The organism is Arachnia rubra, assembly GCF_019973735.1.
Taxonomy (GTDB): domain Bacteria; phylum Actinomycetota; class Actinomycetes; order Propionibacteriales; family Propionibacteriaceae; genus Arachnia; species Arachnia rubra.
Window position 1 is genome coordinate 1,143,462 of sequence record NZ_AP024463.1, and the last position, 24,422, is coordinate 1,167,883.

The following is a 24,422-nucleotide window of genomic DNA, read 5'->3' on the forward strand; positions in this document are numbered from 1 at the left end:
ATGATGCGCTGTTTCCTCGCTGTGATCCCGCCTGCCGATGTGATCGCCGGTATCGAGCGCTTCCTGGAGCCGCGCCGGACTGCCTCCCAGAGGTCGCCGTGGCGCTGGACCCGGCCCGGCAGCTACCACGTCACCCTGGCGTTCATGGCCGACTACCCGGACCAGCGCACCGAGGAGCTCATCCAGGGCCTCGACGCGTGGGCCCAGCGCCGCGCACCACTGACCATGACGGTTGCCGGAGCCGGGGCCTTCCGCAGCCCCGAGCGCGCCAAGGTCCTCTACCTCGGCGTGCCGGGTGAGGCCGCGGCGAGGCTGGGGGAGTGGTCGCAGCAGCTGCGGGCACTCGTGACCCACCACGGCGGCAGCCCCGACGGGGCGGGCTTCACACCCCACCTGACCGTGGCCCGGGCCGGCCGTGCCCAGCAGGCCGGCCGCCTCGTCCAGGCCCTCGACACCTACGTCTCAGCGGCGTTCACCGTCTCCGAGGTGGCCCTCGTGGAGTCGCACTTGGGGGAGCGTCGTCACGAGGTGCTGTACTGCGCATCGCTGTCCGGGGTCTGAGAGCCTGGGATTCAGGGTCCAGCGCACCGGTGGTATCCCGCGACACGCCGATAATGTACACATGTACATGTACGAATGTACATTACTCGTGTGACGAAACGAGCGAGGGATCCCGAGGGGCGCAGGAACAAGATCCTGCAGGCCGCCGGGGAGCTGATCAGGGAAATCGGGGTCGCCGCCGTCACCCACCGGAAGGTGGCGGAACGCGCCCAGGTTCCGCTGGGCTCCACCACGCACTACTTCAGGTCCCTGACCGACATGCTGGCGGAGGCGCTGGCTGGCTTGGAGTCAGAGCGTGAGGAGCTGATGAACGAGTTTGGATCTGCGCTCGAACAAGCTGAGGATCCGGTGGGGGTGCTGGTGGACATGGTGATGGAAGCGCTCGCTGACCCGGTGCGGATCCGCAATGAGCTGTCCTTCGCCCTGCTCCAGTCGACCCATCTCAAAATGCGGCGGTTCATCATCCCGACTGATGCCGATCTGCTGAAGCAGATATCGCGAGGCATTCCTGAAAGGACCGTCCAGGCCGTGCTCGCCTACTTCTACGGGGTCATGTTTCTGGCCGCTGTACAGGGCCAGGGGACGGTCACCCCTCGTGAGGAGGTCGAGGAGGCGCTGCGGCGGCTCATCGGCGACACCACGGCGGAACACACATAGGCAAAAGTGCCGTGTCCCATGGAATGCGGGGGACACGGCACTTCCGGGCCAGGAGCCGTTGCAGCGGCTCCCGGCCTCTTCCAACCCACGAGAAAGGGAATCATGACCTTCATCACGGCGCAGGAATTGCGTAAAACGTATCAAACCAAGGCAGGCCCGGTGCATGCGCTCGACGGGCTCAGCCTCTCGGCCGGGCAGGGCACCGTCCGGGCGCTGCTGGGACCCAACGGTGCCGGTAAGACCACCAGCGTGAAAGTGCTGACCACCCTGCTGCGCCCGGACTCCGGGAGCGCCAGCGTCGCCGGGATCGACGTGCTCGCCAACCCCGCGGGGGTGCGGCCCTTGATCGGCGCCTCCGGCCAGTACGCGGCTGTCGACGAGGTGCTGACGGCCCGGGAGAACCTCATCCTCGTCGGGCGTCTTTACCAGTTGGGCACCCGCCAGGCCAAGCAGCGGGCCGAGGAGCTGCTGGAGGCCTTCGACCTGACCGATGCCGCCGACCGGCCGTTGCAGGGCTTCTCGGGAGGGATGCGCCGCCGTGTCGACCTGGCCGGGGCGCTCGTGGTCAATCCGCCGGTGCTGTTCCTCGATGAGCCGACCACTGGCCTCGACCCGCAGGCCCGGATCGGGCTCTGGGAGATCATCCGCCGGCGCGTCAGCGAGGGCACGACGCTGCTGCTGACCACCCAATACCTTGAGGAAGCTGACCAGCTGGCTGATGCCATCTCGGTGATCGACCACGGCCGCGTCATCGCCGAGGGCACCGCCGACGAGCTGAAGGCGTCGGTGGGCGGCCAGCGCATCGAACTGACGCTGGTCGATGAGACCGACGTGGACCGCGCCCGGTCGGTGGTCGCCTTGCAGGCCACAGGGGAGGTGTCGGTGGCCGGCCGCACCGTGACCGCGCAGGCCGCAGATCCCACCAGCGCCCTGGTGGCCGTGCTGGCGGCTTTGAGGAACGAGGGCATCGAGCTGCACGACGCCGGGATCCGGCGCCCCACCCTGGACGATGTCTTCCTGACCCTGACCGGTCATGGGGCTAAGGAGGTGGCGGCATGAGCACGATTCAGCCCCTGGAGCGCGGCCGCCTCGTCTCCTGGCTGAGCGACGTCCACGCTGTTCTGGTGCGCAACCTGCTACAGCTGCGGCGCAGTCCCGAGATCATAGGCTTCTCCGTGATGCAGCCGGTCATGTTCGTGCTGCTGTTCACCCAGGTCTACGGCGGCGCCGTGCAAGTGCAAGGCGGTGACTACACGAATTACCTGATCGCCGGCATCTTCGGCCAGACGATTGTGTTCGGGGCATTGATCTCCGGGCTGTACATGGCTGAGGACTTGAAGGAGGGGATCATCGACCGGTTCCGCACCCTGCCCATGGCTCCCAGCGCGATCCTGGTGGCCCGTACGCTCTCCGACCTCATCGTGGCCGCCTGCTCCACCATCGTGATGATGATTGCCGGCTTCATCGTCGGCTGGCGGTTCAACGACGGCATGGGGAACTTCCTGCTCGGAATCGTGATCCTGCTGGTGTCGGCATGGTGTTTCAGTTGGGTGACGCTGCTGCTGGGAATCCTGGTGTCCAAGCCCCAGGCTGTCAGCAGCGCGGGGCAGGTCGTGCTTTTCCCCGCAGCCTTTGCCAGCAATGCCTTCGTGCCGACGGAGACTATGCCGGACTGGCTGCGGGTGATCGCCGAGTGGAATCCGCTCTCGGCGCTGGTGCAGGCGGTGCGGTCGCTGTTCGGGAATCTCGGCACCGCCGCGGTGCCGGACGTCTGGGCGCTGCAGAACCCCGTCGCGGCCACCGTTATCTCCTGGGTGGTGCTGCTGGCGATCTTCCCAGCGCTGTCGCTCATGGCCTTCCGGCGGCGCATCTCCCGCTGAGCACAATCCCGAATAAAGTAGGCCCCCGCTGGTTCGCCAGCGGGGAGCCTCGTCATGGCAGGTTCTCGGCCTCAGGCGTCGACCAGGCCCTCGAAGAGGACGGTGGACAGGTAGCGCTCACCGAAGTCGGGCAGCACCGCGACGACCGTCTTTCCCGCATTCTCGGGGCGGTTCGCTACTTCGACTGCGGCGGAGATTGCAGCGCCGGAGGACAGGCCGACGAGCAGGCCCTCCTGGGTGGCGGCAGCCCGGGCGAACTCGATCGACTGGTCGATGTTCCGGGTGATGACCTCGTCGATCACGTCGCGGTCCAGGATCTCCGGCACGAAGTTCGCGCCCAGGCCCTGGATCTTGTGGGGGCCGGGCTGGCCACCCGACAGGATGGGTGACTCCGCGGGCTCCACAGCGATGATCTTCACCTCAGGCTTACGTTCCTTGAGTACCTGTCCGACACCGGAGACGGTGCCGCCGGTGCCGACCCCTGCCACCACGATGTCGACGCCGCCGTCGGTGTCGGACCAGATCTCCTCGGCCGTGGTGCGGCGGTGCACGTCCAGGTTCGCGGGGTTCGCGAACTGGCGTGCCAGCACCCCGCCGCGCTCCTCGGCGATCTCCCGCGCCTTCTCAACGGCTCCCTTCATGCCCAGCGGGCCGGGGGTGAGAACCAGCTCGGCGCCGTACGCACGCAGCAGGGCGCGGCGCTCCAGGGACATGGTCTCGGGCATGGCCAGGACCACCTTGTATCCCTTCGCGGCGCCCACCATCGCCAGCGCGATACCGGTGTTGCCGGAGGTGCCCTCCACGATGGTGCCTCCCGGCTTCAGTTCGCCAGAGGCCTCGGCCGCCTCGATGATGGCTGCGCCGATGCGGTCTTTTACGGAGTTGGCGGGGTTGTAGAACTCAAGTTTCGCCACGACTGTGGCGTTGTCCCCGGCGATGCGGTTCAGCTTGACCAGGGGAGTGCGTCCGATGAGTGCGGTGACATTGGGGTAAACGGTCATGACTATGACAACGGGACAAGGGACGAGGCTATTCCCACTACGACTTGTCGTATCACATGCTGGACGCTTGACCGGAGTGTTTCCCGCGTGAGCAACTTCTCCGGGGCGCCATTAGACTCTCGCCCATGACTTCCCAGCATGATCTGGTCCTCGTCGTGGACTTTGGCGCCCAGTACGCGCAGCTCATCGCCAGGCGCGTCCGTGAGGCTCACGTCTATTCCGAGATCATCGGTTCTGACGCGTCTGTCGATGAGATCATCGCCAGGCGGCCTGCCGCCATCATTCTGTCGGGAGGGCCCTCCTCCGTTTATGCTGACGAGGCTCCGCAGCTTGATCCCGCGTTGTTTGAGGCGGGGATCCCGGTGTTCGGAATCTGCTACGGCTTCCAGGCGATGGCGCAGGCGCTGGGGGGCTCGGTGGCCAAGACGGGGCAGCGTGAGTACGGCCGCACCCCTCTGTCGATCCAGAACAGCGGCAAGCTGCTGGCCACCCTTCCCAACACCCTCAACGTGTGGATGAGCCACGGGGACTCCGTCTCCCGGGCTCCCGAGGGCTTCCATGTGTTGGCCCGCACCGCGGGTGCTCCCGTCGCCGCGTTCGAGTGCCGGATGCGCAAACTGGCCGGGGTGCAGTGGCACCCAGAAGTGGCTCACACCCAGTGGGGTCAGCAGGTGCTGGAACATTTCTTGTTCCACATCGCGGGCCTGACCCCGGACTGGACCCCGGAGAACATGGTCAGTGAGGCCATCGCCGACATTCGCGCCCAGGTGGGGGACAGTCACGTGCTGTGCGCCCTCTCGGGGGGCGTCGACTCCGCCGTCGCGGCTGCGCTGGTGCAGCGCGCGATCGGATCGCAGCTGACATGCGTCTTCGTCGATCACGGTCTGCTCCGCGAGGGCGAGGCCAAACAGGTCAAGGAGGACTTCGTCGAGATCACGGGAGTCGATCTCGTGGTCGCCGATGAGTCCGAGCGTTTCCTCGGCGCCCTGGCGGGAATTTCCGACCCTGAGGAGAAACGCAAGGTCATCGGCCGGGAGTTCATCCGCACTTTCGAGGTGATGGCCGCCCGGCTGGCGGGGGAGCGCGGCATCGACTTTCTGGTGCAGGGCACCCTCTACCCCGACGTGGTGGAGTCCGGCGGCGGCGCGGGTGCTGCGAATATCAAATCGCACCACAACGTCGGGGGCCTGCCCGAGGATCTCCAGTTCACGCTGATCGAGCCGCTGCGCACCATGTTCAAGGACGAGGTGCGGGCCGTCGGGCTGCAGCTGGGCCTGCCGGAGTCGCTGGTGTGGCGGCACCCATTCCCGGGCCCCGGGCTTGGCATCCGTATCATCGGCGAGGTGACGGCCGACCGGCTCGCGGTGCTCCGCCGAGCCGACGCCATAGCCCGCCAGGAGCTGGCCAAAGCCCGCAAGGAGAGGGAGATCTGGCAGTTCCCCGTCGTGCTGCTGGCGGATGTGCATTCCGTCGGGGTGCAGGGTGATGGACGCACCTACGGCCACCCCATCGTGCTGCGGCCCGTCACCTCCGACGATGCCATGACTGCCGACTGGGCCAAGCTGCCGTGGGAGCTGCTGGAGAAGATCTCCACGCGGATCACCAACGAGTGTCCCGACGTGAATCGTGTCGTGCTGGATATCACCAGCAAGCCACCGGCCACTATCGAGTGGGAGTAGAGGTCCTGTCCTACCGGTGGGTTTCCCTGACAATGCGGAAGTGCCCGGGACCTGAGTGGTCCCGGGCACTTGCCAGTGTGCGTGTGTCATTGTCGTTGTCATCCGGACAATCCCGCGATCTGTAGACCTTGGGATCCATTGCCGGATGCATTGGCCGGTTTCATCCTGCTACCGGGATTCCGCGGCACACAACTCAGCGGCCAAAAGAACGACAGCGGATCTGGCAGGGGTAGCTCAGAGGCCCCGGTCCTTACGCCACTGGTTGACCTCACGCAAACCGTCCTCTGCCAGCGAGCCACCGGTGGGGCGCGGCATGAGCGCCCAGAGCACCATGTAGATCAGCAATCCGGAGCCGGCGCACACTATGAGTAGGGCCAGCACTATGCGCACCATGGTGGAGTCGAAACCAGTTGCCTCGGCGATCCCACCGGCAACGCCAGCGATCATCTTGTCTGAGTCTGAACGAACGAGCTTCATCATTTTCTCCTTCTGTTTGCGGTGGTTTCCTTGCCTCGTGGTGATCTTCCGAGGCTGATCATGAGTCCGATGGAGCCTGCCACCATCAGGATGCCTGCGAACCACAGCTTCGTTGGGCCCAGCAGTCCCTGTCCGCTGCCAACCCAGGCGATCACCGCGGCGAAGCCCGTGATGACCACTCCGGTGACGATGGTGGGGACGTCGACTCCTCTCATAGCGGATACTCCACCCTCACCGCGGACAGGTGACTGTCGACGACAAGCTGGATTCCCTCCGCCTCAGACCCGTGCTGTGCGGGCTCGATGCCGCCGGGCCAAGTCATCTCCGTCGCCCATGCCGTCACGTGGTAGCTTACTGGCGCCTGGGGCAACATGACACGCACCTGGCTCAGGACCGTCTGCACATGCACGGTCATTGACTTGCCGGCGGGCAGATCCCTGAGGTCGGCGACACCGTCCCCCACCGCCATGAACGGGTACTCCCTGAGCTCCCGGCCGGAGCCGGTGGTGGCCGGGATTCTCGTTTCCGATGCGCTCGTGCTGACCGCGATGGCTATGCCCAGCGCAGCGAGGAGGGCGGGTATCAACAGCAGCATGGGAAGTCGGCGGTCGCGTTTCAGGAGTCCCCAGCCCAGGATGGTGAACCCGATGGCGCCGAGGACTAGGGCGACCCGCACCAGGATTCCGGGGACCAGATCGAAGACCACGATGCTGGCCGCCACGAGGCATCCCACGGACAGCACCAGGATGGCTCCCCACCAGGAAGGCTGCGGCTGCGTGTCCCCGGCAGGCTGCGGTGCGGGGCCTGGGATCTTAGACTCCTCGGGGGCGTAGAGGTCGACGACGGGAAGCTGGGCACTGTTCTTAAAGGGCTGTTCCCCCGGTGGCGTGGTGGAGGAATTCTGGGGTTCTGCGTGCTGGCGGGGTCCCCGGCGGCGGAATAGGACCAGCAGCGCGAACACCGATACCAGCAACAGCGGACCCATCGAGGCCATCTGCGCAACCCAGCCGACGACCAGGATGCAGCTCAGCGCGATGGTGATCCACTGGGCTCTCGGGGTCCAGCTGCTGAAGATGGGCAGCAGACGGTGTATGGGGGCCTGGCGTCCAGCGCGAGGCGTGAGCAGCACCCCCCAGGTGTATGCGACGGCACCTATGCCGCTCAGCAAGGTGGTGAGGATGAACAGGATGCGGATCAGCAGCGGATCGATCCCGAGACGAGCACCGATGGACCGGCATAGGCCCGGGCTGAAACCGTCGGCTGGACGGTCCAGATGAGCGAGCCGTGGGTGCAGGCCACCCAAGTCCACCAGATCGTTCATGGTATCCAGTGTGGACCCGGGAGGGGCGATCGGCCATCAGGACTCCCCCTGAAGTTGTCCTGAAACCCTACCTCCGGGGTGGCGTGGCCGATGGCGCCGTGTCAGTCTTGAGAGGCCATGAGTTCCGAACCGATCACCGTCAGCGCCCCTCCCCAGCTGAAACGCGACCTGTCCCGGAAGGTGATAGCTGGCGTGGCCAGCGGGATCGCGGAACACCTGCAGATGCCCGTCAGCTGGTTCCGGATGGCTTTCGTGCTCCTGTCCTTGATGTTTGAGAGCAGCTTGCTGGGCGTGCTCCTGTATGGCGTGCTGTGGGTGCTGGTGCCCGCGGGCGAGCAGGACGAGGCGCCAGGACTCGCTGGGGCGAGCCGGGCGAGGATGCGGCCGCAGCGGGTCGCCCAGCGGGTTGATGCGGGGGTAGTGTTCTCGGCGGGCGTGCTGATCATGGGCCTGATGTGGGGGGTGTCCGGGCAGGTTCCTTACGGGGGGACGCTGTCCTGGCCTCTGCTGCTAGCCGGTGTCGGGGTGGTTCTGATCTGGGTCCAGGCCGACGGCAGGGCATGGAGAGGGGGCTCCGCTGGGGAGCGTCCCGCATCTCGCGGCAAGACGATCGCCAGCGTCGCACGGCTCATCGGCGGTTTGATCCTGGTGGGGCTTGGCACCAGCTGGCTGCTGGCCTCCCAGTTCGGCTGGAGCGGCCTGCAGCCTGCGGTCGCTGCGGCTGCAGCACTCCTGGCCGGGCTGACCGTGGTCGCGGCGCCGTGGCTGCTGCGCATCTGGTCGCGTGTCAGGACCGCGGACCGGGAGCGGCTGCGCGCGGAGGCGCGCGCCGACATGGCCGCCCACCTGCACGACTCGGTGCTGCAAACCCTGGCGTTGATCCAGCGCCAGGCCGACGACCCCGTGGCGGTGGCTTCCCTGGCCCGGCGGCAGGAACGGGAGCTGCGCACTTGGCTGTATGGGGAGGAGACCCGTGCGCAGACACTGAAGGGCGCTCTGGAGCAGCTGCGGGCGGATGTGGAGGAACGTTTCCCGATCGCGGTCGAGGTCATCTGCGTCGGTGATATGGATCTCGATGAGGCTGCCACGGCGTTGATGCAGGCGACGGGGGAGGCGGTCACGAATGCGGCCAAGCACTCGGGTGCGTCCCGCGTGGACGTGTTCGCGGAGGTCGATCCCGAGCAGGTGGAGGTGTTCATCCGCGACCGCGGGTGCGGTTTTGACGAGGCCACGATCCGCCAGGACCGGATGGGCGTGAAAGAATCAATCAGGGCGCGTATGGAGCGCCATGGGGGGACAGCCCGGATACGAACCGCTCCGGGCGAGGGTACTGAGGTCAGGTTGGAGTTGCGTCGATGAGTTTGGAAGACGGCAAACCGCTGGAGGAGCTGCGGGTGGCGTTGGTCGATGACCATGCCATGTTCCGCGCTGGGGTCCGCCATGAGATCGGGAAAGTGTGCGAGGTGGTCGCGGAGGGCGAGGACGTCGCCTCCTCCGTGACTTCCATCCTTGAGACGAGGCCGGATGTGGTGCTGCTCGATGTCCATCTGCCGGGCGGCGGCGGAGCCGAGGTCATCAAGCAGGTCACCGCGAAGGCCCCGGAGGTCAAGTTCCTGGCCTTGTCGGTCTCCGACGCCGCGGAGGACGTGATCGGTGTGATCCGGGCCGGCGCCCGTGGGTACGTGACGAAGTCCATCTCGTCGGAAGAGCTCGTCGAGGGAATCCAGCGGGTGGCCTCTGGGGATGCGGTGTTCTCGCCGCGCCTGGCGGGGTTCGTGCTTGACGCCTTCTCGGGTGCCGTGGACCTCGCCAGCATCGACGAGGAACTCGACCGGCTGAGCTCCAGGGAACGTGAGGTGCTCAAGCTGATCGCCCGGGGCTATTCGTACCGTGAGGTGGCGCGGGAACTCTTCATCTCGATCAAGACAGTGGAGACCCACGTCTCATCGGTGCTGCGGAAACTCCAGCTGAGCAACCGGCATCAGCTCACGAAATGGGCAACCGACCGCCACCTGGTCTGATCTGCCGCATCACGTCAATGTGGCGTCATCTCGGGCAATGAAGAATAGGAATGCGCGGGCCGCCCAGGACAGCCCGCGCATGGTGAAATTGTCGGGGAACTCAGCTTTTGCGTTTCTTGAGCCAGCCCTGGACCACCAGGATGATGAGGGCACCGACCACGGAGAAGATCAGGCCTTTAACGGAGAAGATTCCGTGGTAGGAGGAGTCAAAGACCAGCTCGCCAAGCCAGCCTGCGAGTAAGGCGCCGAAAGCTCCGAGAGCTGCGGTGGACACCCAGCCGCCTCCCTCGTCACCGGGCATGATGGCTTTTGCGATGCTGCCGCCTATCAGGCCGACGATGATGTATGCGATGAAGGTGAACATGTATCAAGCATGCCTTGCGAAGTGGTCAAAAACCATCAGGTGAACCCCCGGTTTGCCCCTGTGCGGACCTGAGCCAGCAACTCCTCCCCGTGGGCGGGGATCAGAACAGGGGACGCCAGGGGCTCAGCAGCGACTCGGCAGCCTTCTTCCACCATGGACGGCGATGCCAGGTTTCCGCGGTCATCTCGACGGTGTTGCCCTCGTCCATCGCGAAGACCTCTTCCATGTGGGCGGCCACATCCTGGTCGGTGATCTCAAGGTTTGCCTCGTAGTTGCCCTGCAGGCTGAGACGGTCAAGGTTAGCGGTGCCGATGGTCGACCAGGCGCCGTCGATCACGGCGGTCTTCGAATGCACCATCGCCCCCTGGTAGAGGAACAACCGGATGCCGGAGTTCAGCAGATCGGTGTAGAAGCCCCGCGACAGCCAGTCGGCCACGGCGTGGTTCGAGCGGTCGGGGACGATGATCCGGACATCCACCCCGCGCTTCACAGCGTCCCGTAGGGCGGCCACCAGGTCGTCGTCGGGGATGAGATAGGCGTGGGTCAGCCAGATGCGCTCCGTGGCCCGGTCGATGGCCTCCAGATACATGTTGCGTATGGGGTAGACCTGGATCCGGGGCACGTTCCGGTACACCTTCAGGGGGGAGTTCCAGCGCCGCTGCTGGTCATTGGGGAGTTCAGGCAGCCCTTGGCGGGCGGCGTTCTGGTTCCAGAAGTCCACGAAGGCATTCTCCAGCTCGGCCGCTCCAGGGCCGACCACTCGGGCGTGGGTGTCGCGCCACTGTTTCGCGTACAGCTTGCCGATGTTGTACCCGCCGATGAATCCCTTCTCGTGGTCGACGATCAACAGTTTCCGGTGGTCGCGGCCCCAGGTCTTCGGTGACCATGGTTTCGGGAATGCCGGGTGCCGCATTGCGAACACTCCCTCCGGCATGTGGAAGAAGCGGCGAGGCACCACGAGATTCGCGAAGTCATCCCAGATGACGTTCACTTCGACCCCACGGGCCGCGGCTCGCCCCAGCGCGTCCTTGAAGGTTTCGCCCACCTCGTCGGACTTCCAGATGTAGGTTTCGAAATTCACCACCTTCCGGGCGCCGTCAATGGCGGCGAGCATGTCGCGGTAGAGCTCTTCGCCGAAGGTGTAGACGGTGATCTCATCCTGCCCAACGGTGACCGGTTGGGCAGGTGAATAGGGGAAGTGGCGTAGCTTCCGGTGCTTCTTACGCAGCGACTCCCAGCCGGTCACGCCGATCATGAGGGCCAGCTGGGTCAGCAACAAACCAACGCTGATGCGTGGAATAGCGACACGGAGAAACCTCAGGACTCGCCTCATGGCGGCAAGCCTATTACGGTGATGGCACGATGTCTGACTCCCTCTTCCCCGATCTTGCCGCGGTTTTCACACCTACTGAAACCAGCCCCGCTATGCCGTCGCCCCAAGGTTCGGCGCGTGCTGTCGATGAAACCGAACTGCTAGCGGGACTCAATGGGCCGCAGCGCGAGGCCGTGACCCATGCCGGGACCCCGGTGCTGGTCGTGGCTGGCGCCGGATCCGGTAAGACCCGCGTCCTGACCCGGCGGATAGCTCACCTGGTCGGGGTGCGGGGCGTGCACCCGGGAGCTGTGCTGGCCATCACCTTCACCAATAAGGCGGCGGCCGAGATGCGGGAACGTGTCATGGAGCTCGTGGGAAACCGGGCGAAGCTGATGTGGGTCTCCACATTTCACTCGGCCTGTGTGCGCATCCTGCGTTCGGAGATCGACCGCTTTGGCATCGCGAAATCCTTCTCCATCTACGATGACGCCGACTCCAAGCGCCTCGTGTCCCTGGTGATGCGGGACCAGGAACTCGACCCGAAACGATTCCCCGTGCGTGCGGTGATGAGCGCCATCAGCACCTGGAAGAACGAGCTGGTCGACTTCGAGGCCGCGAAGGAGCAGGCCTCAGGACCGGTGCAGCAGGCCAATGCCGGGGTCTATGAGGAATACCAGGCGCGCCTCAGGGCCGCCAACGCCCTCGACTTCGACGACCTGATCATGACCACCGTCCACCTGTTCCAGGCCTTCCCGGAGGTCCGGGAGAAGTACCGGCGCCGGTTCCGGCACGTGCTGGTGGACGAATACCAGGACACGAACCATGCCCAGTACGCGCTAATCCGTGAACTGTGCGGGCAGGCCACTGCATCGGCAACCGAGGCTCCGACCGCCGGACCTGCCGAGTTGATGGTGGTGGGCGATTCCGACCAGTCCATCTACGCCTTCCGTGGGGCCACGATCCGCAACATCCTCGACTTCGAGAGTGACTTCCCCGGAGCCCGGACCATCGTCTTGGACCAGAACTACCGCTCCAGCAACACGATCCTGCAGGCCGCGAACGCCGTGATCGCACGGAACCGGGGACGCCGCGACAAGACCCTGTGGAGCGACCTGGGGGAGGGCGTCCCGATAGTCGGATGGGTCGCTGACACCGAGCACGACGAGGCCCAGTTCGTGGCGCGGGAGATCGACCGGCTGGTCGATGACGGCAGCACCCGCTACGGCGATGTCGCGGTTTTCTACCGCACCAACTCCCAGTCGCGGGCGCTGGAGGAGGTGTTCATCCGGGTCGGGATGCCCTACCGGGTCGTCGGGGGCGTGCGTTTCTACGAGCGCAGGGAGGTGCGTGATGCCATCGCCTATCTGAGGGCCATCGCCAATCCCGCCGACGATGTGTCAGTGCGCCGTATCCTGAACGTGCCCAAGCGCGGGATCGGTGACCGGGCGGAGGCCGCGGTCTCAGCTCTGGCCAGTGCGGAACGCATCACCTTCTTCGATGCCCTGTCACGCAGTCACGAGGCACCCGGGCTGGCCACCCGCTCGGCGAAACAAATCCGCGGATTCGTCGACCTGATCGAGCGGCACCGCGTGATGATGGCCCAGGGAGAACCCGCGGATGCGATCCTCACCTCGGTGCTCACCGGCTCCGGGTACCTCGCGGAGCTGCAGAACTCCACAGATCCCCAGGACGAGACGCGCCTGGAGAACCTGGAGGAGCTGGTGAACGTGGCGGCAGAGTTCGCCGCAACGGCGAGTGCCGTCGATCTCGCACAGGAGGCAGCGGAGGACGACTCCGCACTGGCGGCGGGAATGCCCGAGCCCGATGCGTCGCTGCCCGCGTTCCTGGAGCGGATCGCCCTGGTGGCTGACTCCGACCAGCTCCCCGGCGGGGAGGAAGAACATGCAGTGGTGACCCTGATGACCCTGCACACCGCGAAGGGCCTGGAATTCGACACGGTATTCCTGACAGGCATGGAGGAGGGAATCTTCCCGCACCTGCGGGCCATGGAGTCGCATGATGAGCTGGAGGAGGAACGGCGCCTCGCCTACGTCGGCATCACCCGCGCCCGGAAGCTGCTGCACCTGTCCCGGGCGACGATGCGCGTCACCTTCGGCCAGCCCGCCTACAATCCGGCATCCCGGTTCCTGGACGAGATACCGGATTCGCTGATGGACTGGCGACGTCTGGGCGAGGTGACCACCTGGGCTGCGGGCAGCGCGGAGCGCACCTCACGTACCAGGGACGCACTGAGTTCCGGCACGGGAAGCCGGCGTCCTACTGCCAGCGACCTGGCGGTCGGTGACCGGGTGGCGCACACGGCCTTCGGGCTAGGCACGGTGCTGGCTGTCCATGGTGCCGGACCGAAGCAGCAGGTCGACGTGGACTTCGGATCGGCTGGCAAGAAGCGCCTCGCGATCAGCCATGCCCCCATGGAGAAGCTCTGAAGCCGCAGCTTCCCCGTGCATCGTCCAGCGGCATGGGGAAGCTTGAGGCGGGGGAAGACCAAGCGCTCAGCTGACGGTGACGCCTTGGCTGCGGAGGAAGTCGACTGGGTTCGTGGCCTTGTAGACGTCGCCCGGGGTGGTGCCCTGCGGGTAGTACTCGAAGTGCAGGTGGGGGCCGAAAGACCGGCCCGTCATCCCGACATAGCCGATCTGGTCGCCAGCCTTGACGGCCTGTCCCGGCTTCACCAAGGCCTGTGACATGTGGGCGTACAGGGTCATGCCGCCGTTCATGTGCATGATCACCACGTTGTTGCCGGCCCAGGAAGCCGAGGTGGGGCTCAGCACGATGCCCGAGGCAGCAGCGTAGATGGGGGTGCCGACGGGGGCCGGGAAATCCTGCCCGGTGTGGTAGCGGGACCAGCTTCCGGTCTGCCCGAAGGAAGCACCGATGGTGTAGTTCTCCTTGAGCGGCATGGAGCCACCCTCGGTGGAGACGGCAGCCAGGTCCTCTGAGGAGATAGAGGAGGTGTCGACGCCCGCCTTCTTCAGGACGTCGCGGGCGGCGCTGAAGCGTTCCTCAGCGAGCTTCTTCTCGGCCTCGATCTTCTCCGCCTGTGCGGCCACAAGCTTGAGGTCGGCCTCCATCTGGGCCTCACGCTCGGACGCGGTCTCGTTGGCGTTGGTCTCAAGAGCGCTGTCGCGGGAGGACTTCAAAGAGGCATCATGCTCCTTGGCGTCCTCGTCCGCCACAGCGGAGTTCAGGTCCCCGCGCACGCCGGAACGGGAGGAGTCCGCTGAATGGTCGAAACCGTGCTCCACAGCCTGGGCGGCGGCCTCCGGCACGGCCGCATCGGGGGCGATCTGCCCTGAAGCGGAGTCGTTCCCGGCGGTACGCGAGTACCAGGCCCAGCCGAACAGGGTCCCCACTGCCAGTAGACCTGCTACACCGGAGGCAATCGAGGCCCGGCCAAAGCGGCGGCGACGCCTCGAGCGATGCTTTGTGGAAGCCTCCACGACCTCGTCCGTGCCGGCTTCCTCTTCGGGTAGATCGGAATAATCGACCTCGACCATAGCCCGTCTCGGGGTGCTGGCCTTCTCCATGTGGCTCAAGGCTGTTCTCCGCTCGTGATCGTGATCCGTCGAGAACCTTAGCAATTCTCAGTATGCTCTCAAAATCTCGGATTAAGCCCGGTTAATCCCGGGCCATCACGGATGGAACCGTGGCGGGAGGCTCATCTGGCCGTGGATCAGCCCTGGGAAGCGCGCTGGCCGAGCCTGAGGGCCAGCCCCCTCAGGTGATCCTCGGTGAACTGGTAGCTGTCGCTGGTGTTGTTCACCAGCAGATAGTTGACCGTGGTACCGGAGCGCGCCACGATCAGCTGGTATTGGGTGCTCGCCTCATCCGACGTCTTCTGCGCGATGTTGAAGAGGCGGGACGCCACGGCCGGGCCGTCGCTGCCGTCGGTTGTGACAGCTGACAATTCCTTGACGGTGGCCGTCACAGACGTCTTCGCGCACGAGGCCAGGTGTTCTGAGAGCTGGTCCCCGAAGGTCGTGGCCGCCGCCTCGTCGGCGAACGTGAAGTGGTACTGGGTGACCCCGAACCCCTTGGGCGTGGCGTCATCCGAGTTGATGACATAGGTGCGCTGCTGCCTGGCCGAGGGGCCCGGCTCGGTTGCCAGCGGTATGCCCTCGCATCCCATCCCAGCTGAGGAGGACACCTCACTCGGCTGGGTCTCCTTCCACAGGCCGTGTCCCACTGTGATGCGTGGCAGGTCGCTGGGCGACAGCCAGCCCGGCGGGCTGGTCGCAGGGGGAGCCGCTGGCGTGACCTGTGGGGTGCTGGGACAGGTGCCCTGCGAAGTCTCGCAGATGGTCCCCAGGGGGCGTGTCAGCGCGGCGGCAACCACATCCGGGGAGATGGTGCTCCCCGTTCTCACGACGTCCAGCAGGTTCAGCACCCGTCCGGTGCGGACCATCAGGACCGTGTGGTAATGGACGGGGTCGTTCTCATTGGCGAGGCTGACCTGGGTCACATCGTCGCCGAGCCCGCTGACCGTGGAGGCCCCGGTGATCAGCGCCGTGCAGGAGGCCAGGGCGGCCACCCGCTGCTCGTAGATCTTCTTGGCCGCATCCTCGTTGGCGTAGGCGTCGATCTGGTGCACGAGAGCCAGTTGATCCTGCTGATCGGTCCCTATGGCCCGCTGCATCGTCGCGGTGGTGTTGATGTCCGGTGAGTCGCTGCCCTGGCAGGTTGCCTGGGTCAGTTTGTTCTTGTCCTTCTCCAGGATGTTCTTCGTAATGCTCCAGCTGGCCGACGAGTCGATCAGAGCCGCGTCGGAGGTGTCGACGAGGGAGGACTCCGTGACGTTGACGGGCTCGCTGCTGCTGCCGGTACTTGGCGTCGTGTTGGTGCTCGCGGCTCCAAGGCCGTTGAAACGGGAGAACACATAGAGCCCCCCCCGCGATCAGGACAGCTGCCGCCACGGCTGCCACCACCCAGGTCGTGAGTATCCGCCGGTGGTGTGCCATCCATCCCTCGGAGCTCCCGGCACCGGGTTGGGCCGCCTGCTCCCGGCCGGGGAGGCTGGGGTCGGGCTCTGCTTCGGGAACGGGCCCGGCGGCCCGGGCAGGGGAGCGTGGCGCGGCAGCGGGTGCTGGTGCCGGCTGGGAAGTCCGCTGCTCAGGCCAGTCCCAGGAGGGGGCCTGCCGCGATGCGCGGGACGGTGGCGTGGGGGAGAGCGCTGCATGGATCGCGGTCTCTGAGGCCGAGCCGCGCTCCACGGGCGTGGTCTCGTCGCTGAGTCCGTCCCATCGGCCGCGCCTGCCCGGACCGGATCCGCGTGCTGGTCGGCGTTCTGCGCCCGGCAGGACGGGAGCGGGAACGACGGTGTCCCGGGGGGGATCGGTGGGGCGCGCGAACGGCGAGTTGAAGTCATCGGCGGCGCCGCGTCGGGCCCGGCCAGTGGCCTCGCTGCGTGTATCGTCGACGCCGTCCGGCTGGGCGTCGTCCGCCGAGAAAGCCCTGCGGGGACGCTGCTTGCCGGAGTCAGTCATGTTCACCTCCACGCGGACAACAAACCGCCCTTCAAGCGGCATCTCACTGGTACAGGTTACCCATGACTTCGATGATTCGCCGGATCAAGGAAGGAGGCTGGTGTGGCGGAACGTAGCTCCCGGCACCGGACAATAGCCGTGGATGTCGGTGAGGAGGCACGCAGCAAACGGCCTCAGGTGACCATCGCGTGGTTCGTGCTGGCGCCGCTGGGGGCGCTGGCCGTGGTTGCCGCCGGCTGGCTCCTGATGGCTGGCCCGGCTGCCCTCGGGTGGCTGACCTCACCCAGCTCGCAGCTTCCGGATGCCCTCGCGCTGGCGTCCCGTGTGCTGTTGCTGGCCAACTGGTCGTCCGCCCACATCGGGGGCCAGCGGGTGAGTATCGCCCCACTCGGACTGACGCTGGCAGTGATGCTGCTTGGCGTGCCGGTCTCAGGACTGGCGGCTCGCCACGCCGCTCGTGCCGGCCTGGGGGACGCGGCGGCCTCCCAGGACGATCTCCGGCGCCTGGTGTTGCGGGTTGGCGGCACCTATGCCGCCACCTATGCCCTGGCCATCACCCTGATCGCCCTGGTCATCCCGGGCAGCTCCGTCCTCCAGGCTCTGCTGGGCGGCTGCCTGATCGGTTTGGTGCCGGGTCTGTGGGGGGCAGCACGCTCCGTCGGCTACGACCCTGGCCTGGCCTGGCCCGGGTGGATCCGCGTGATTCCCCGTGCCCTCTGGGTCGCGGTGCTGACCTGTGTGGGCACCGGGGCGGTACTTCTCACCATCGCGCTGATCCTGAGCCGTGACCGTGTCGCGAGCATCGCGGACGGCCTTAGTGGCGATGCCGCTGCGGGCGTTCTCCTGGTCGTCCTACAGCTGGCGTGGCTGCCGAACCTGGTCATCTGGTCCATGGCCTGGGCGCTTGGCGCAGGCATCACCCTAGGAGAGGGGACGCTGCTCAACATGAACGGCACGAGCGTCGGTTTCCTGCCGTCCATACCTGTCCTCGGCGCTGTTCCGGAACCCGGCCCGCTGCCCGGCCTGGTCTGGCTGTGGCTGCTGGGCGGGATCACGGCAGGGGCGGTGGTGGGTCTCATCATCACGCTGGCGCGCCCCGCCCGGCGCTTCGGGGAGTCCGCCTTGGCCGGTGGGCTGTCGGGAGTGGCCTCAGGGGTGCTGTTGGTGGTGGTGGCGTGGCTCTCGTCCGGGGGGCTGGGACTGCGGCGGCTGGCCTACCTGGGAGTGCGCCTGCAGGATCTGATGATCACCGCCCCGGGCATCCTCGGGTTGAGCGGGCTGGTCACCGGCCTCATGGTGGGGGTCTTCAGGAAGGAATGGTCATCCTGGCGCCGGTCCGGAGACGGTGAGGAGGCCGGCGAGCAGTCAGCGGCCAGCGGTCAGAACCGGGGCGAGGACGACGAAGAGACTCGGCGACGGTGACGGCTGCAGGTACGTCCTGCTGGGGATAGCGCATCCAGCGATACGGTTGTCCGGTGACGACTCGCGTGGTGGTGCTGGTTTCCGGCTCGGGGACACTGCTGCAGGCTCTCCTCGATGCCGTGGCGGTGGGTGAGCTGGACGCGCGGGTCGTCGGGGTGGTCTCCGACCAGCCCGCGGCCCCTGCCCTGGAGCGGGCCCGGGTCGCCGGGGTTCCCGCGGTCGCCCATCCGTATGCCAGGGGATCGGACCGGGGCGCCTGGGATGCTGAGCTGACCAGGATCGTGGCGGGATTCGAGCCCGATCTCATCGCCTCCGCCGGCTTCATGAAGCTGCTGGGGGAGAGTTTCCTGGCCCGTTTCGGGGGCAGCGTCATCAACACCCATCCCGCCCTGTTGCCTAGCTTCCCGGGAATGCACGGTCCCCGTGACGCCCTGAACCATGGCGTGAAGGTGTCCGGCGCCACGGTCTTCCTGGTCGACACTGGAGTAGACACCGGTAGGATCCTGGCACAGGGAGCGGTCGAAGTGCTGGCCGGCGACACAGTCGCGACCCTCCACGAACGCATCAAGGTGGTCGAGCGCCGCCTGTTGGTTGAGACCGTGCGTGCCTGGAACGAAGGAGAGATATGACCGACCGGATTCCGCTGCGCCGTGCGCTGCTCAGCGTCTACGACAAGACCGGTCTCGAGGACCTGGCGGCCGCCCTCCATACCGCGGGGGTGGAGCTGGTCTCGACGGGCTCCACCGCCACGCGGATCGCAGCTGCCGGCGTGCCCGTGACTCCGGTGGAGGAGCTGACCGGATTCCCCGAGTGCCTGGACGGCAGGGTCAAGACCCTCCACCCGCGTATCCATGCCGGCATCCTCGCCGACCGCCGCCTGGGATCCCACCTCGCGCAGCTCGAGGAGCTCGGCGTGGACCCCTTCGACCTCGTGGTGGTGAACCTCTACCCCTTCGAGGCCACGGTCTTATCCGGGGCCGGTCCTGACGAGTGCATCGAGCAGATCGACATCGGCGGGCCCTCGATGGTGCGCGCCGCCGCGAAGAACCATCCGAGCGTCGCCGTGGTCACCGCCACCTCGCAGTATCCCCGCGTCCTAGCAGCCCTCGCCGAGGGGGGATTCACCTTGCAGCAACGCCGCGACCTCGCTGCCCGGGCCTTCCAGCACACCGCCTCCTACGACGTCGCGGTGGCGTCCTGGATGGAGGCGAACCTCGCCACCCCGGCCGCGGACGGTTTCCCGGAGTGGCTGGGCGCGACCTGGGTGAAGCAGCAGGGGCTGCGCTACGGGGAGAACTCCCACCAGGGGGCGGCGCTCTACAGCTATCCTCCCGGCCCGGAGGGGATCGCGCAGGCCCGGCTGCTGCACGGCAAACCCATGAGCTACAACAACTACACCGACGGCGAGGCCGCCTATCGCGCCGCCCACGATTTCACCGAGCCGTGCGTCGCCATCATCAAGCATGCCAATCCGTGCGGGATCGCGATCGGGTCCGATATCGCCGAGGCGCATCGCAAGGCACATGCCTGCGACCCGGTCTCGGCTTTCGGAGGGGTCGTGGCGGCCAACCGTCCCGTGACCGCGCAGTGTGCTAAGCAGGTCAGGGATATCTTCACGGAGGTCGTGATCGCCCCCGGCTTCGAGCCCGGGGCCCTGGAGATCCTCACCGCGAAGAAGAACCTGCGACTGCTGGAGGCCGTCCCGTACACGCACCGGCAACGCACCCTGCACCCGGTCTCCGGCGGGGCCCTGCTACAGCAGCCCGACCGGATCGACGCGCTCGGCGATGATCCCGCGGCCTGGGAGCTCAAGGCGGGCACGGCGGCCGATGTGGCGACCCTGTCAGACTTGGCCTTCGCCTGGCGGGCCTGCCGTGCCGTGAAGTCCAATGCGATCCTGCTGGCCCGTGACGGCGCATCTGTCGGCGTGGGCATGGGGCAGGTGAACCGCGTCGACTCCTGCCGCCTCGCGGTAGAACGCGCGGGGGAGCGGTCTGCTGGGTCTGTCGCCGCCTCCGACGCCTTCTTCCCATTTGCCGATGGGCCGCGGCTCCTGATCGACGGTGGGGTGCGGGCGATCGTTCAGCCAGGCGGCTCCCTGCGGGATCAGGAGACCATCGACCTGTGTGCCGAGCATGGGATCACCCTGTATTTCACCGGTACCCGTCACTTCTTCCACTGAGAGGGACGCCATGACTGCGATGAAGCTGGACGGCAGGGCCACAGCCGCTGCGATCAAGGCCGAGCTGGGGCAGCGGGTGGCCAGGCTGCGTTCCCAGGGCGTGACGCCCGGGCTCGCGACGGTGCTCGTCGGGGACGACCCGGCCAGCCAGAACTACGTCCGCATGAAGCACCGCGACTGCGAGCAGGTGGGCATCGCCTCCATTCAGGTGGAGTTGCCGGCGAACGCCACCATGTCCCAGCTCGAGGAGGCCATCGCCGGGCTCAACGCCGACGAGGCCTGCACCGGCTACATCGTGCAGTTGCCGCTGCCGTCCCACCTGGACGAGAACCGGGCGTTGGAACTCATCGACCCCGGCAAGGACGCCGACGGCCTGCACCCGGTCAACCTGGGACGGCTGGTGCTCAACGAGCTCGCGACCCTGCCCTGCACCCCCCGGGGAATCGTGGAGCTGGTGCGCCGCCACGGCATCGAGTGGCAGGGAGCCGAGGTGTGCGTGGTGGGCCGGGGCATCACGGTCGGGCGTCCTCTCGGGCTGATCCTGACCCGTCGTGCCGAGAACGCGACCGTGACGTTGTGCCACACCGGCACCCGGGACCTGGCCGGGCATACCAGGCGGGCCGGCATCGTGGTGGCGGCGGCCGGGGTGCCTGGGATGATCACCGCCGGCATGATCCGTGAGGGCGCGGTGTGCATCGATGTCGGAGTGAGCCGGGTCGATGGCAGGACTACCGGGGACCTGGCCCAGGATGTGTGGGACAAAGCCGGCTGGGTCACCCCGAACCCTGGTGGGGTGGGGCCCATGACCCGGGCCATGCTGCTCAGCAACGTCGTCGATCGCGCCGAGGGTCTCCATGCAGACGCCGCCAACGGTTAACCGGCTCCCGACCAACCCCTGGCCGCTGGTTGCTGTGATCGGGGTGTTCACCATCGGTGTGCTGATCGCGGGTTTCGGGAGCTGGCGGTATGGGGCTTTGGTGATGGCAGCTGCCACCCTGCTGGCAGGATTGGCCCGGATGCTCCTGCCACGCCAGGTCTCAGGGCTGCTCGTGGTGCGGCGGCGCTGGGTGGACGTCACACTGCTGGTCAGCCTGGGAACAGCCATGGGGGTACTCGCTCTGGTGGTTCCCCCTGGCATCTGAGAATGCCGATGGGCGCTAGGCTCTGGGGAGGAAACAACCGTCGAAAGAAAGGTCCGCACGATGAGCACTGAGGCTCCCGTCAAGATCGCAGTGACCGGTGCCGCCGGTCAGATCTGTTACAGCCTGCTGTTCCGTATCGCCAGTGGCTCCCTGCTGGGCGACCGGCCCATCGAGCTGCGTCTGCTGGAGATCACCCCGGCCCTGAAGGCACTGGAGGGGGTCGTCATGGAGCTCGACGACTGCGCCTTCCCGAACCTGAAGAACGTCGTCATCGGCGATGACCCGAAGAAGGTCTTCGACGGTGCCAACCTGGCGATGCTGGTCGGCGCCATGCCCCGCAAGGCCGGCATGGAGCGTGGTGACCTGCTGAGCGCCAACGGTGCCATTTTCACCGCGCAGGGCAAGGCCCTCAATGACGTCGCCGCCGACGACGTCCGGGTGCTGGTGACCGGCAACCCCGCCAACACCAATGCGCTGATCGCTTCCAGCAACGCCCCCGATATCCCCGCGGAGCGTTTCAATGCGCTTACCCGTCTCGATCACAACCGCGCCAAGACCCAGCTGGCCCTCAAGCTCGGCCGTCCCGTCGAAGAGGTCAAGAAGATGACCATCTGGGGCAACCACTCCTCCACCCAGTACCCCGACATCTTCCATGCCGAGGTCGGCGGGAAGAACGCCGCTGAGCTCGTCGGCGACGAGGCCTGGATCGAGTCCACGTTCATCCCGACGGTCGCCAAGCGTGGTGCCGCCATCATCGAGGCCCGCGGCCTCTCGTCCGCCGCCTCCGCTGCCAACGCCACCGTCGAGCACATGCGCGACTGGGTGCTCGGCACCCCCGACGGCGACTGGGTATCGATGGCGGTGCCGTCCGACGGCTCCTATGGGGTCGCAGAGGGTGTCATCGCATCCTTCCCGTGCGTGGTCAAGGACGGCCAGTACGAGATCGTCCAGGGTCTTGAGATCGACCCGTTCTCCCGCGCCAAGATCGATGCCTCGGTCGCCGAGCTGCTCGATGAGCGCCAGGCGGTCAAGGAACTCGGCCTGATCTGACGCCACCAGATGGAAGAACGCCCGGCGGGAATCCGCCGGGCGTTCTCTCGCTGAGGGCAGGCCTATGGGGTCACAGACCCAGCTCACCGGCGAAGTCGCCAGCCTCCAGGCGGGCCTTGACTAGGCTGAGGAAACGAGCAGCCTTGGCGCCGTCGATGAGACGGTGGTCGTAGGTGAGCGACAGGTACATCATGTCCCGGATGGCGATGGTGTCCTCGCCCAGGGCATCGGTCACCACGACAGGACGCTTCACCAGAGCACCTGTGCCGAGGATCGCCACCTGCGGCAGGTTGATGATCGGGGTGTCGAACAGCGTCCCGGCCGAACCGTAGTTGGTGATGGTGAAGGTGCCGTCACCCAGCTCGTCGGGGCCGACCTTCCCCGCGCGGGTGCGGGCCGCCAGGTCTCCGATCCGCTTGGCGAGCCCCGCCAGGTTCAGGTCACCGGCATCATGGATGACTGGCACCATGAGGCCGCGGTCGGTGTCGACCGCGATGCCGATGTTCTCCTGCGACGCGTAGGTCACGGTCCCGGCCTCGAAGTCGGCTGACGCGTTGAGCACCGGCATCGCCTTCAGGGCCTCGATGGTGGCCTTCGTGATGAACGGCAGATAGGACAGGGAAGCGCCCTCGCGTTTCTTGAAGTCGTCCTTGGCTACCTTGCGGAGCTTCGAAATGGCGGTCAGATCCACCTCGACAGTCGCGGTGAGCTGCGAGGCCACCCGCAGCGACTCCACCATCCGCTCGGCGATCACCTTGCGCATCCGCGGCAGCTTCTCCGTCGTGCCGCGAAGTTTTGCCGCCTCCTCGGAGACCGCCACCTGTGGTGCGGCGGCCGTTCCCGCAGCCGGTGCGGCCGCGGCAACCGGAGCAGGGGCAGGTGTGGGCTCAGCGGCTTTCCTGGCCGCCTCCGCCGCGTCGAGGACGTCCTGCTTGCGGATCCGTCCGCCGACGCCGGTGCCCTGCACCGAGCTGAGTATGATGCCGTGCTCCGCGGCAAGCTTGCGCACCAGGGGCGTGACATAGACGCCCTCCTCCGAGGAGGCGCGGCGCGCCGTCACAGGCCCGGGCGCCGCGGGCGCTGGTGCAGCCGGGGCGGTGGCCTGTGGCGCGGGTGACGTGACGGGGGCGGCCGGTGGTGCTGCCGGTGCGGGGGAAGCGGGCGGCTCGGCCGGCGGCACAGGAGCTGGTTCGGGGGCGGCGGCAGGTGCGCCGTTGCCGACCAGGGCCAGCACAGCGCCGACAGCGGCGGTCTCGTCCTCGGCGACCCGGATCTCCAGGAGGGTGCCGGCCACGGGGGAGGGGATCTCGGTGTCCACTTTGTCGGTGGAGACCTCCAGCAGCGGCTCATCCACCTCGACGGTCTCGCCGACGGCCTTCAACCAGCGGGAGACTGTTCCCTCGGTCACCGACTCACCGAGCACCGGCAGCACCACCTCGGTTGCCTCTCCTGCGGGGGCCGCAGGCTGCGGGGCTGGTGCGGCGGGAGCCGGTGCTGTGGCCGGGGCAGGGGCGGTTTCAGCAGGCTGTGGTGCCGCGGCGGCGGGCTGTTGTGGTGCTGGAGCGGCGGGCTGTGGGGCAGGAGCCTCGCTGGCCTCGCCGATTACCGCAAGAACAGCACCGACAGCCGCTACATCGTCCTCGTTGAACCGGATCTCTAGGAGGGTGCCGGCCACGGGGGAGGGGATCTCGGTGTCCACTTTGTCGGTGGAGACCTCCAGCAGCGGCTCATCCACCTCGACGGTCTCGCCGACGGCCTTCAACCAGCGGGAAATGGTGCCCTCGGTGACCGACTCACCCAGTACCGGGAGTGTGACTTCGGTTGACATGTTGAACAGTGGCTCCTT

Annotated in this window: 23 protein-coding genes; 14 read left to right on the forward strand and 9 right to left on the reverse strand. The window is 66.8% G+C overall.

Annotated elements, in window-relative coordinates; translation table 11 throughout:
- The 4 genes from thpR (at position 1) to SK1NUM_RS05195 (ending at position 3,098) form a co-directional block, all read left to right on the forward strand.
- Positions 1–561, forward strand: a complete 561-nt coding sequence (gene thpR, locus SK1NUM_RS05180) for an RNA 2',3'-cyclic phosphodiesterase (protein WP_212326216.1) — start codon at positions 1–3, stop codon at positions 559–561.
- Positions 562–651: 90 nt separating this feature from the next.
- A complete protein-coding gene (locus SK1NUM_RS05185; RefSeq protein ID WP_212326218.1) occupies positions 652–1,218 on the forward strand; it encodes a TetR/AcrR family transcriptional regulator in 567 nt (188 codons plus the stop codon).
- Between the two features lie 102 nt (positions 1,219–1,320).
- Complete coding sequence (locus SK1NUM_RS05190) at positions 1,321–2,277, forward strand: ATP-binding cassette domain-containing protein (protein WP_212326220.1); 957 nt, start codon at positions 1,321–1,323, stop codon at positions 2,275–2,277.
- Positions 2,274–3,098 (forward strand): ABC transporter permease, encoded by an 825-nt coding sequence (locus tag SK1NUM_RS05195; protein WP_212326222.1) that lies wholly within the window; start codon positions 2,274–2,276, stop codon positions 3,096–3,098. Before SK1NUM_RS05190 ends, SK1NUM_RS05195 begins: the two co-directional genes overlap by 4 nt.
- A gap of 71 nt (positions 3,099–3,169) precedes the next feature.
- Here the strand turns inward: SK1NUM_RS05195 and cysK are convergent, their stop codons facing one another.
- Complete coding sequence (gene cysK / locus SK1NUM_RS05200) at positions 3,170–4,099, reverse strand: cysteine synthase A (RefSeq protein ID WP_212326224.1); 930 nt, start codon at positions 4,097–4,099, stop codon at positions 3,170–3,172.
- A 125-nt stretch (positions 4,100–4,224) separates the two neighbouring features.
- On the opposite strand from cysK, the gene guaA reads away from it, so the two are divergent.
- Positions 4,225–5,778 (forward strand): glutamine-hydrolyzing GMP synthase, encoded by a 1,554-nt coding sequence (gene guaA / locus SK1NUM_RS05205; RefSeq protein WP_212326226.1) that lies wholly within the window; start codon positions 4,225–4,227, stop codon positions 5,776–5,778.
- A gap of 234 nt (positions 5,779–6,012) precedes the next feature.
- On the opposite strand, the gene SK1NUM_RS05210 is transcribed toward guaA, so the two are convergent.
- Genes SK1NUM_RS05210 through SK1NUM_RS05220 form a run of 3 tightly spaced genes read right to left on the reverse strand, consistent with a single transcriptional unit; the run spans position 6,013 to position 7,576 of the window.
- Complete coding sequence (locus SK1NUM_RS05210) at positions 6,013–6,255, reverse strand: PspC domain-containing protein (RefSeq protein ID WP_223927828.1); 243 nt, start codon at positions 6,253–6,255, stop codon at positions 6,013–6,015.
- Positions 6,255–6,470, reverse strand: coding sequence for a hypothetical protein (locus SK1NUM_RS05215; protein WP_212326229.1), 216 nt, complete (start codon positions 6,468–6,470; stop codon positions 6,255–6,257). Before SK1NUM_RS05215 ends, SK1NUM_RS05210 begins: the two co-directional genes overlap by 1 nt.
- Complete coding sequence (locus SK1NUM_RS05220) at positions 6,467–7,576, reverse strand: PspC domain-containing protein (RefSeq protein ID WP_212326231.1); 1,110 nt, start codon at positions 7,574–7,576, stop codon at positions 6,467–6,469. The genes SK1NUM_RS05215 and SK1NUM_RS05220 overlap by 4 nt, the downstream gene beginning before the upstream one ends.
- A gap of 117 nt (positions 7,577–7,693) precedes the next feature.
- Between SK1NUM_RS05220 and SK1NUM_RS05225 the strand changes: the two genes are divergently transcribed.
- Together SK1NUM_RS05225 and SK1NUM_RS05230 are read left to right on the forward strand one after the other, a co-directional pair.
- Positions 7,694–8,935 carry an ATP-binding protein gene (locus tag SK1NUM_RS05225; RefSeq protein WP_212326233.1) on the forward strand — a complete coding sequence of 414 codons (1,242 nt, stop codon included), beginning with the start codon at positions 7,694–7,696 and terminating at the stop codon, positions 8,933–8,935.
- A complete protein-coding gene (locus tag SK1NUM_RS05230) occupies positions 8,932–9,597 on the forward strand; it encodes a response regulator (RefSeq protein WP_212326235.1) in 666 nt (221 codons plus the stop codon). Before SK1NUM_RS05225 ends, SK1NUM_RS05230 begins: the two co-directional genes overlap by 4 nt.
- A gap of 100 nt (positions 9,598–9,697) precedes the next feature.
- Here the strand turns inward: SK1NUM_RS05230 and SK1NUM_RS05235 are convergent, their stop codons facing one another.
- Positions 9,698–9,961 carry a GlsB/YeaQ/YmgE family stress response membrane protein gene (locus SK1NUM_RS05235; protein WP_212326237.1) on the reverse strand — a complete coding sequence of 88 codons (264 nt, stop codon included), beginning with the start codon at positions 9,959–9,961 and terminating at the stop codon, positions 9,698–9,700.
- A 100-nt stretch (positions 9,962–10,061) separates the two neighbouring features.
- Positions 10,062–11,294, reverse strand: coding sequence for a phospholipase D-like domain-containing protein (locus SK1NUM_RS05240; protein WP_212326239.1), 1,233 nt, complete (start codon positions 11,292–11,294; stop codon positions 10,062–10,064).
- Between the two features lie 92 nt (positions 11,295–11,386).
- On the opposite strand from SK1NUM_RS05240, the gene pcrA reads away from it, so the two are divergent.
- Complete coding sequence (gene pcrA / locus SK1NUM_RS05245; protein ID WP_223927948.1) at positions 11,387–13,723, forward strand: DNA helicase PcrA; 2,337 nt, start codon at positions 11,387–11,389, stop codon at positions 13,721–13,723.
- Between the two features lie 66 nt (positions 13,724–13,789).
- On the opposite strand, the gene SK1NUM_RS05250 is transcribed toward pcrA, so the two are convergent.
- Together SK1NUM_RS05250 and SK1NUM_RS05255 are read right to left on the reverse strand one after the other, a co-directional pair.
- Entirely contained in the window at positions 13,790–14,824 is a 1,035-nt protein-coding gene (locus SK1NUM_RS05250) for a M23 family metallopeptidase (RefSeq protein ID WP_212326243.1), read from the reverse strand.
- A gap of 146 nt (positions 14,825–14,970) precedes the next feature.
- Positions 14,971–16,173 (reverse strand): hypothetical protein, encoded by a 1,203-nt coding sequence (locus SK1NUM_RS05255; RefSeq protein ID WP_223927830.1) that lies wholly within the window; start codon positions 16,171–16,173, stop codon positions 14,971–14,973.
- A gap of 709 nt (positions 16,174–16,882) precedes the next feature.
- Here SK1NUM_RS05255 and SK1NUM_RS05260 point away from each other — a divergent pair.
- Genes SK1NUM_RS05260 through SK1NUM_RS05285 form a run of 6 tightly spaced genes read left to right on the forward strand, consistent with a single transcriptional unit; the run spans position 16,883 to position 22,576 of the window.
- Positions 16,883–18,202: a cell division protein PerM gene (locus tag SK1NUM_RS05260; RefSeq protein ID WP_212326247.1), complete on the forward strand. Its 1,320-nt coding sequence runs from the start codon at positions 16,883–16,885 to the stop codon at positions 18,200–18,202.
- Positions 18,203–18,255: 53 nt separating this feature from the next.
- Positions 18,256–18,831, forward strand: coding sequence for a phosphoribosylglycinamide formyltransferase (purN, locus tag SK1NUM_RS05265; RefSeq protein ID WP_212326249.1), 576 nt, complete (start codon positions 18,256–18,258; stop codon positions 18,829–18,831).
- A complete protein-coding gene (gene purH / locus SK1NUM_RS05270) occupies positions 18,828–20,384 on the forward strand; it encodes a bifunctional phosphoribosylaminoimidazolecarboxamide formyltransferase/IMP cyclohydrolase (RefSeq protein WP_212326251.1) in 1,557 nt (518 codons plus the stop codon). The genes purN and purH overlap by 4 nt, the downstream gene beginning before the upstream one ends.
- Positions 20,385–20,394: 10 nt before the next feature.
- A complete protein-coding gene (locus SK1NUM_RS05275) occupies positions 20,395–21,261 on the forward strand; it encodes a bifunctional methylenetetrahydrofolate dehydrogenase/methenyltetrahydrofolate cyclohydrolase (protein ID WP_212326253.1) in 867 nt (288 codons plus the stop codon).
- Entirely contained in the window at positions 21,239–21,526 is a 288-nt protein-coding gene (locus tag SK1NUM_RS05280; RefSeq protein WP_212326257.1) for a DUF3017 domain-containing protein, read from the forward strand. Before SK1NUM_RS05275 ends, SK1NUM_RS05280 begins: the two co-directional genes overlap by 23 nt.
- Positions 21,527–21,586: 60 nt before the next feature.
- The gene (locus SK1NUM_RS05285; RefSeq protein ID WP_212326259.1) at positions 21,587–22,576 is read left to right on the forward strand and encodes a malate dehydrogenase; all 990 of its coding nucleotides are present in this window, start codon (positions 21,587–21,589) and stop codon (positions 22,574–22,576) included.
- Positions 22,577–22,646: 70 nt separating this feature from the next.
- Here the strand turns inward: SK1NUM_RS05285 and sucB are convergent, their stop codons facing one another.
- The gene (sucB, locus tag SK1NUM_RS05290; protein ID WP_212326261.1) at positions 22,647–24,404 is read right to left on the reverse strand and encodes a 2-oxoglutarate dehydrogenase, E2 component, dihydrolipoamide succinyltransferase; all 1,758 of its coding nucleotides are present in this window, start codon (positions 24,402–24,404) and stop codon (positions 22,647–22,649) included.
- Positions 24,405–24,422: the final 18 nt, after the last annotated feature.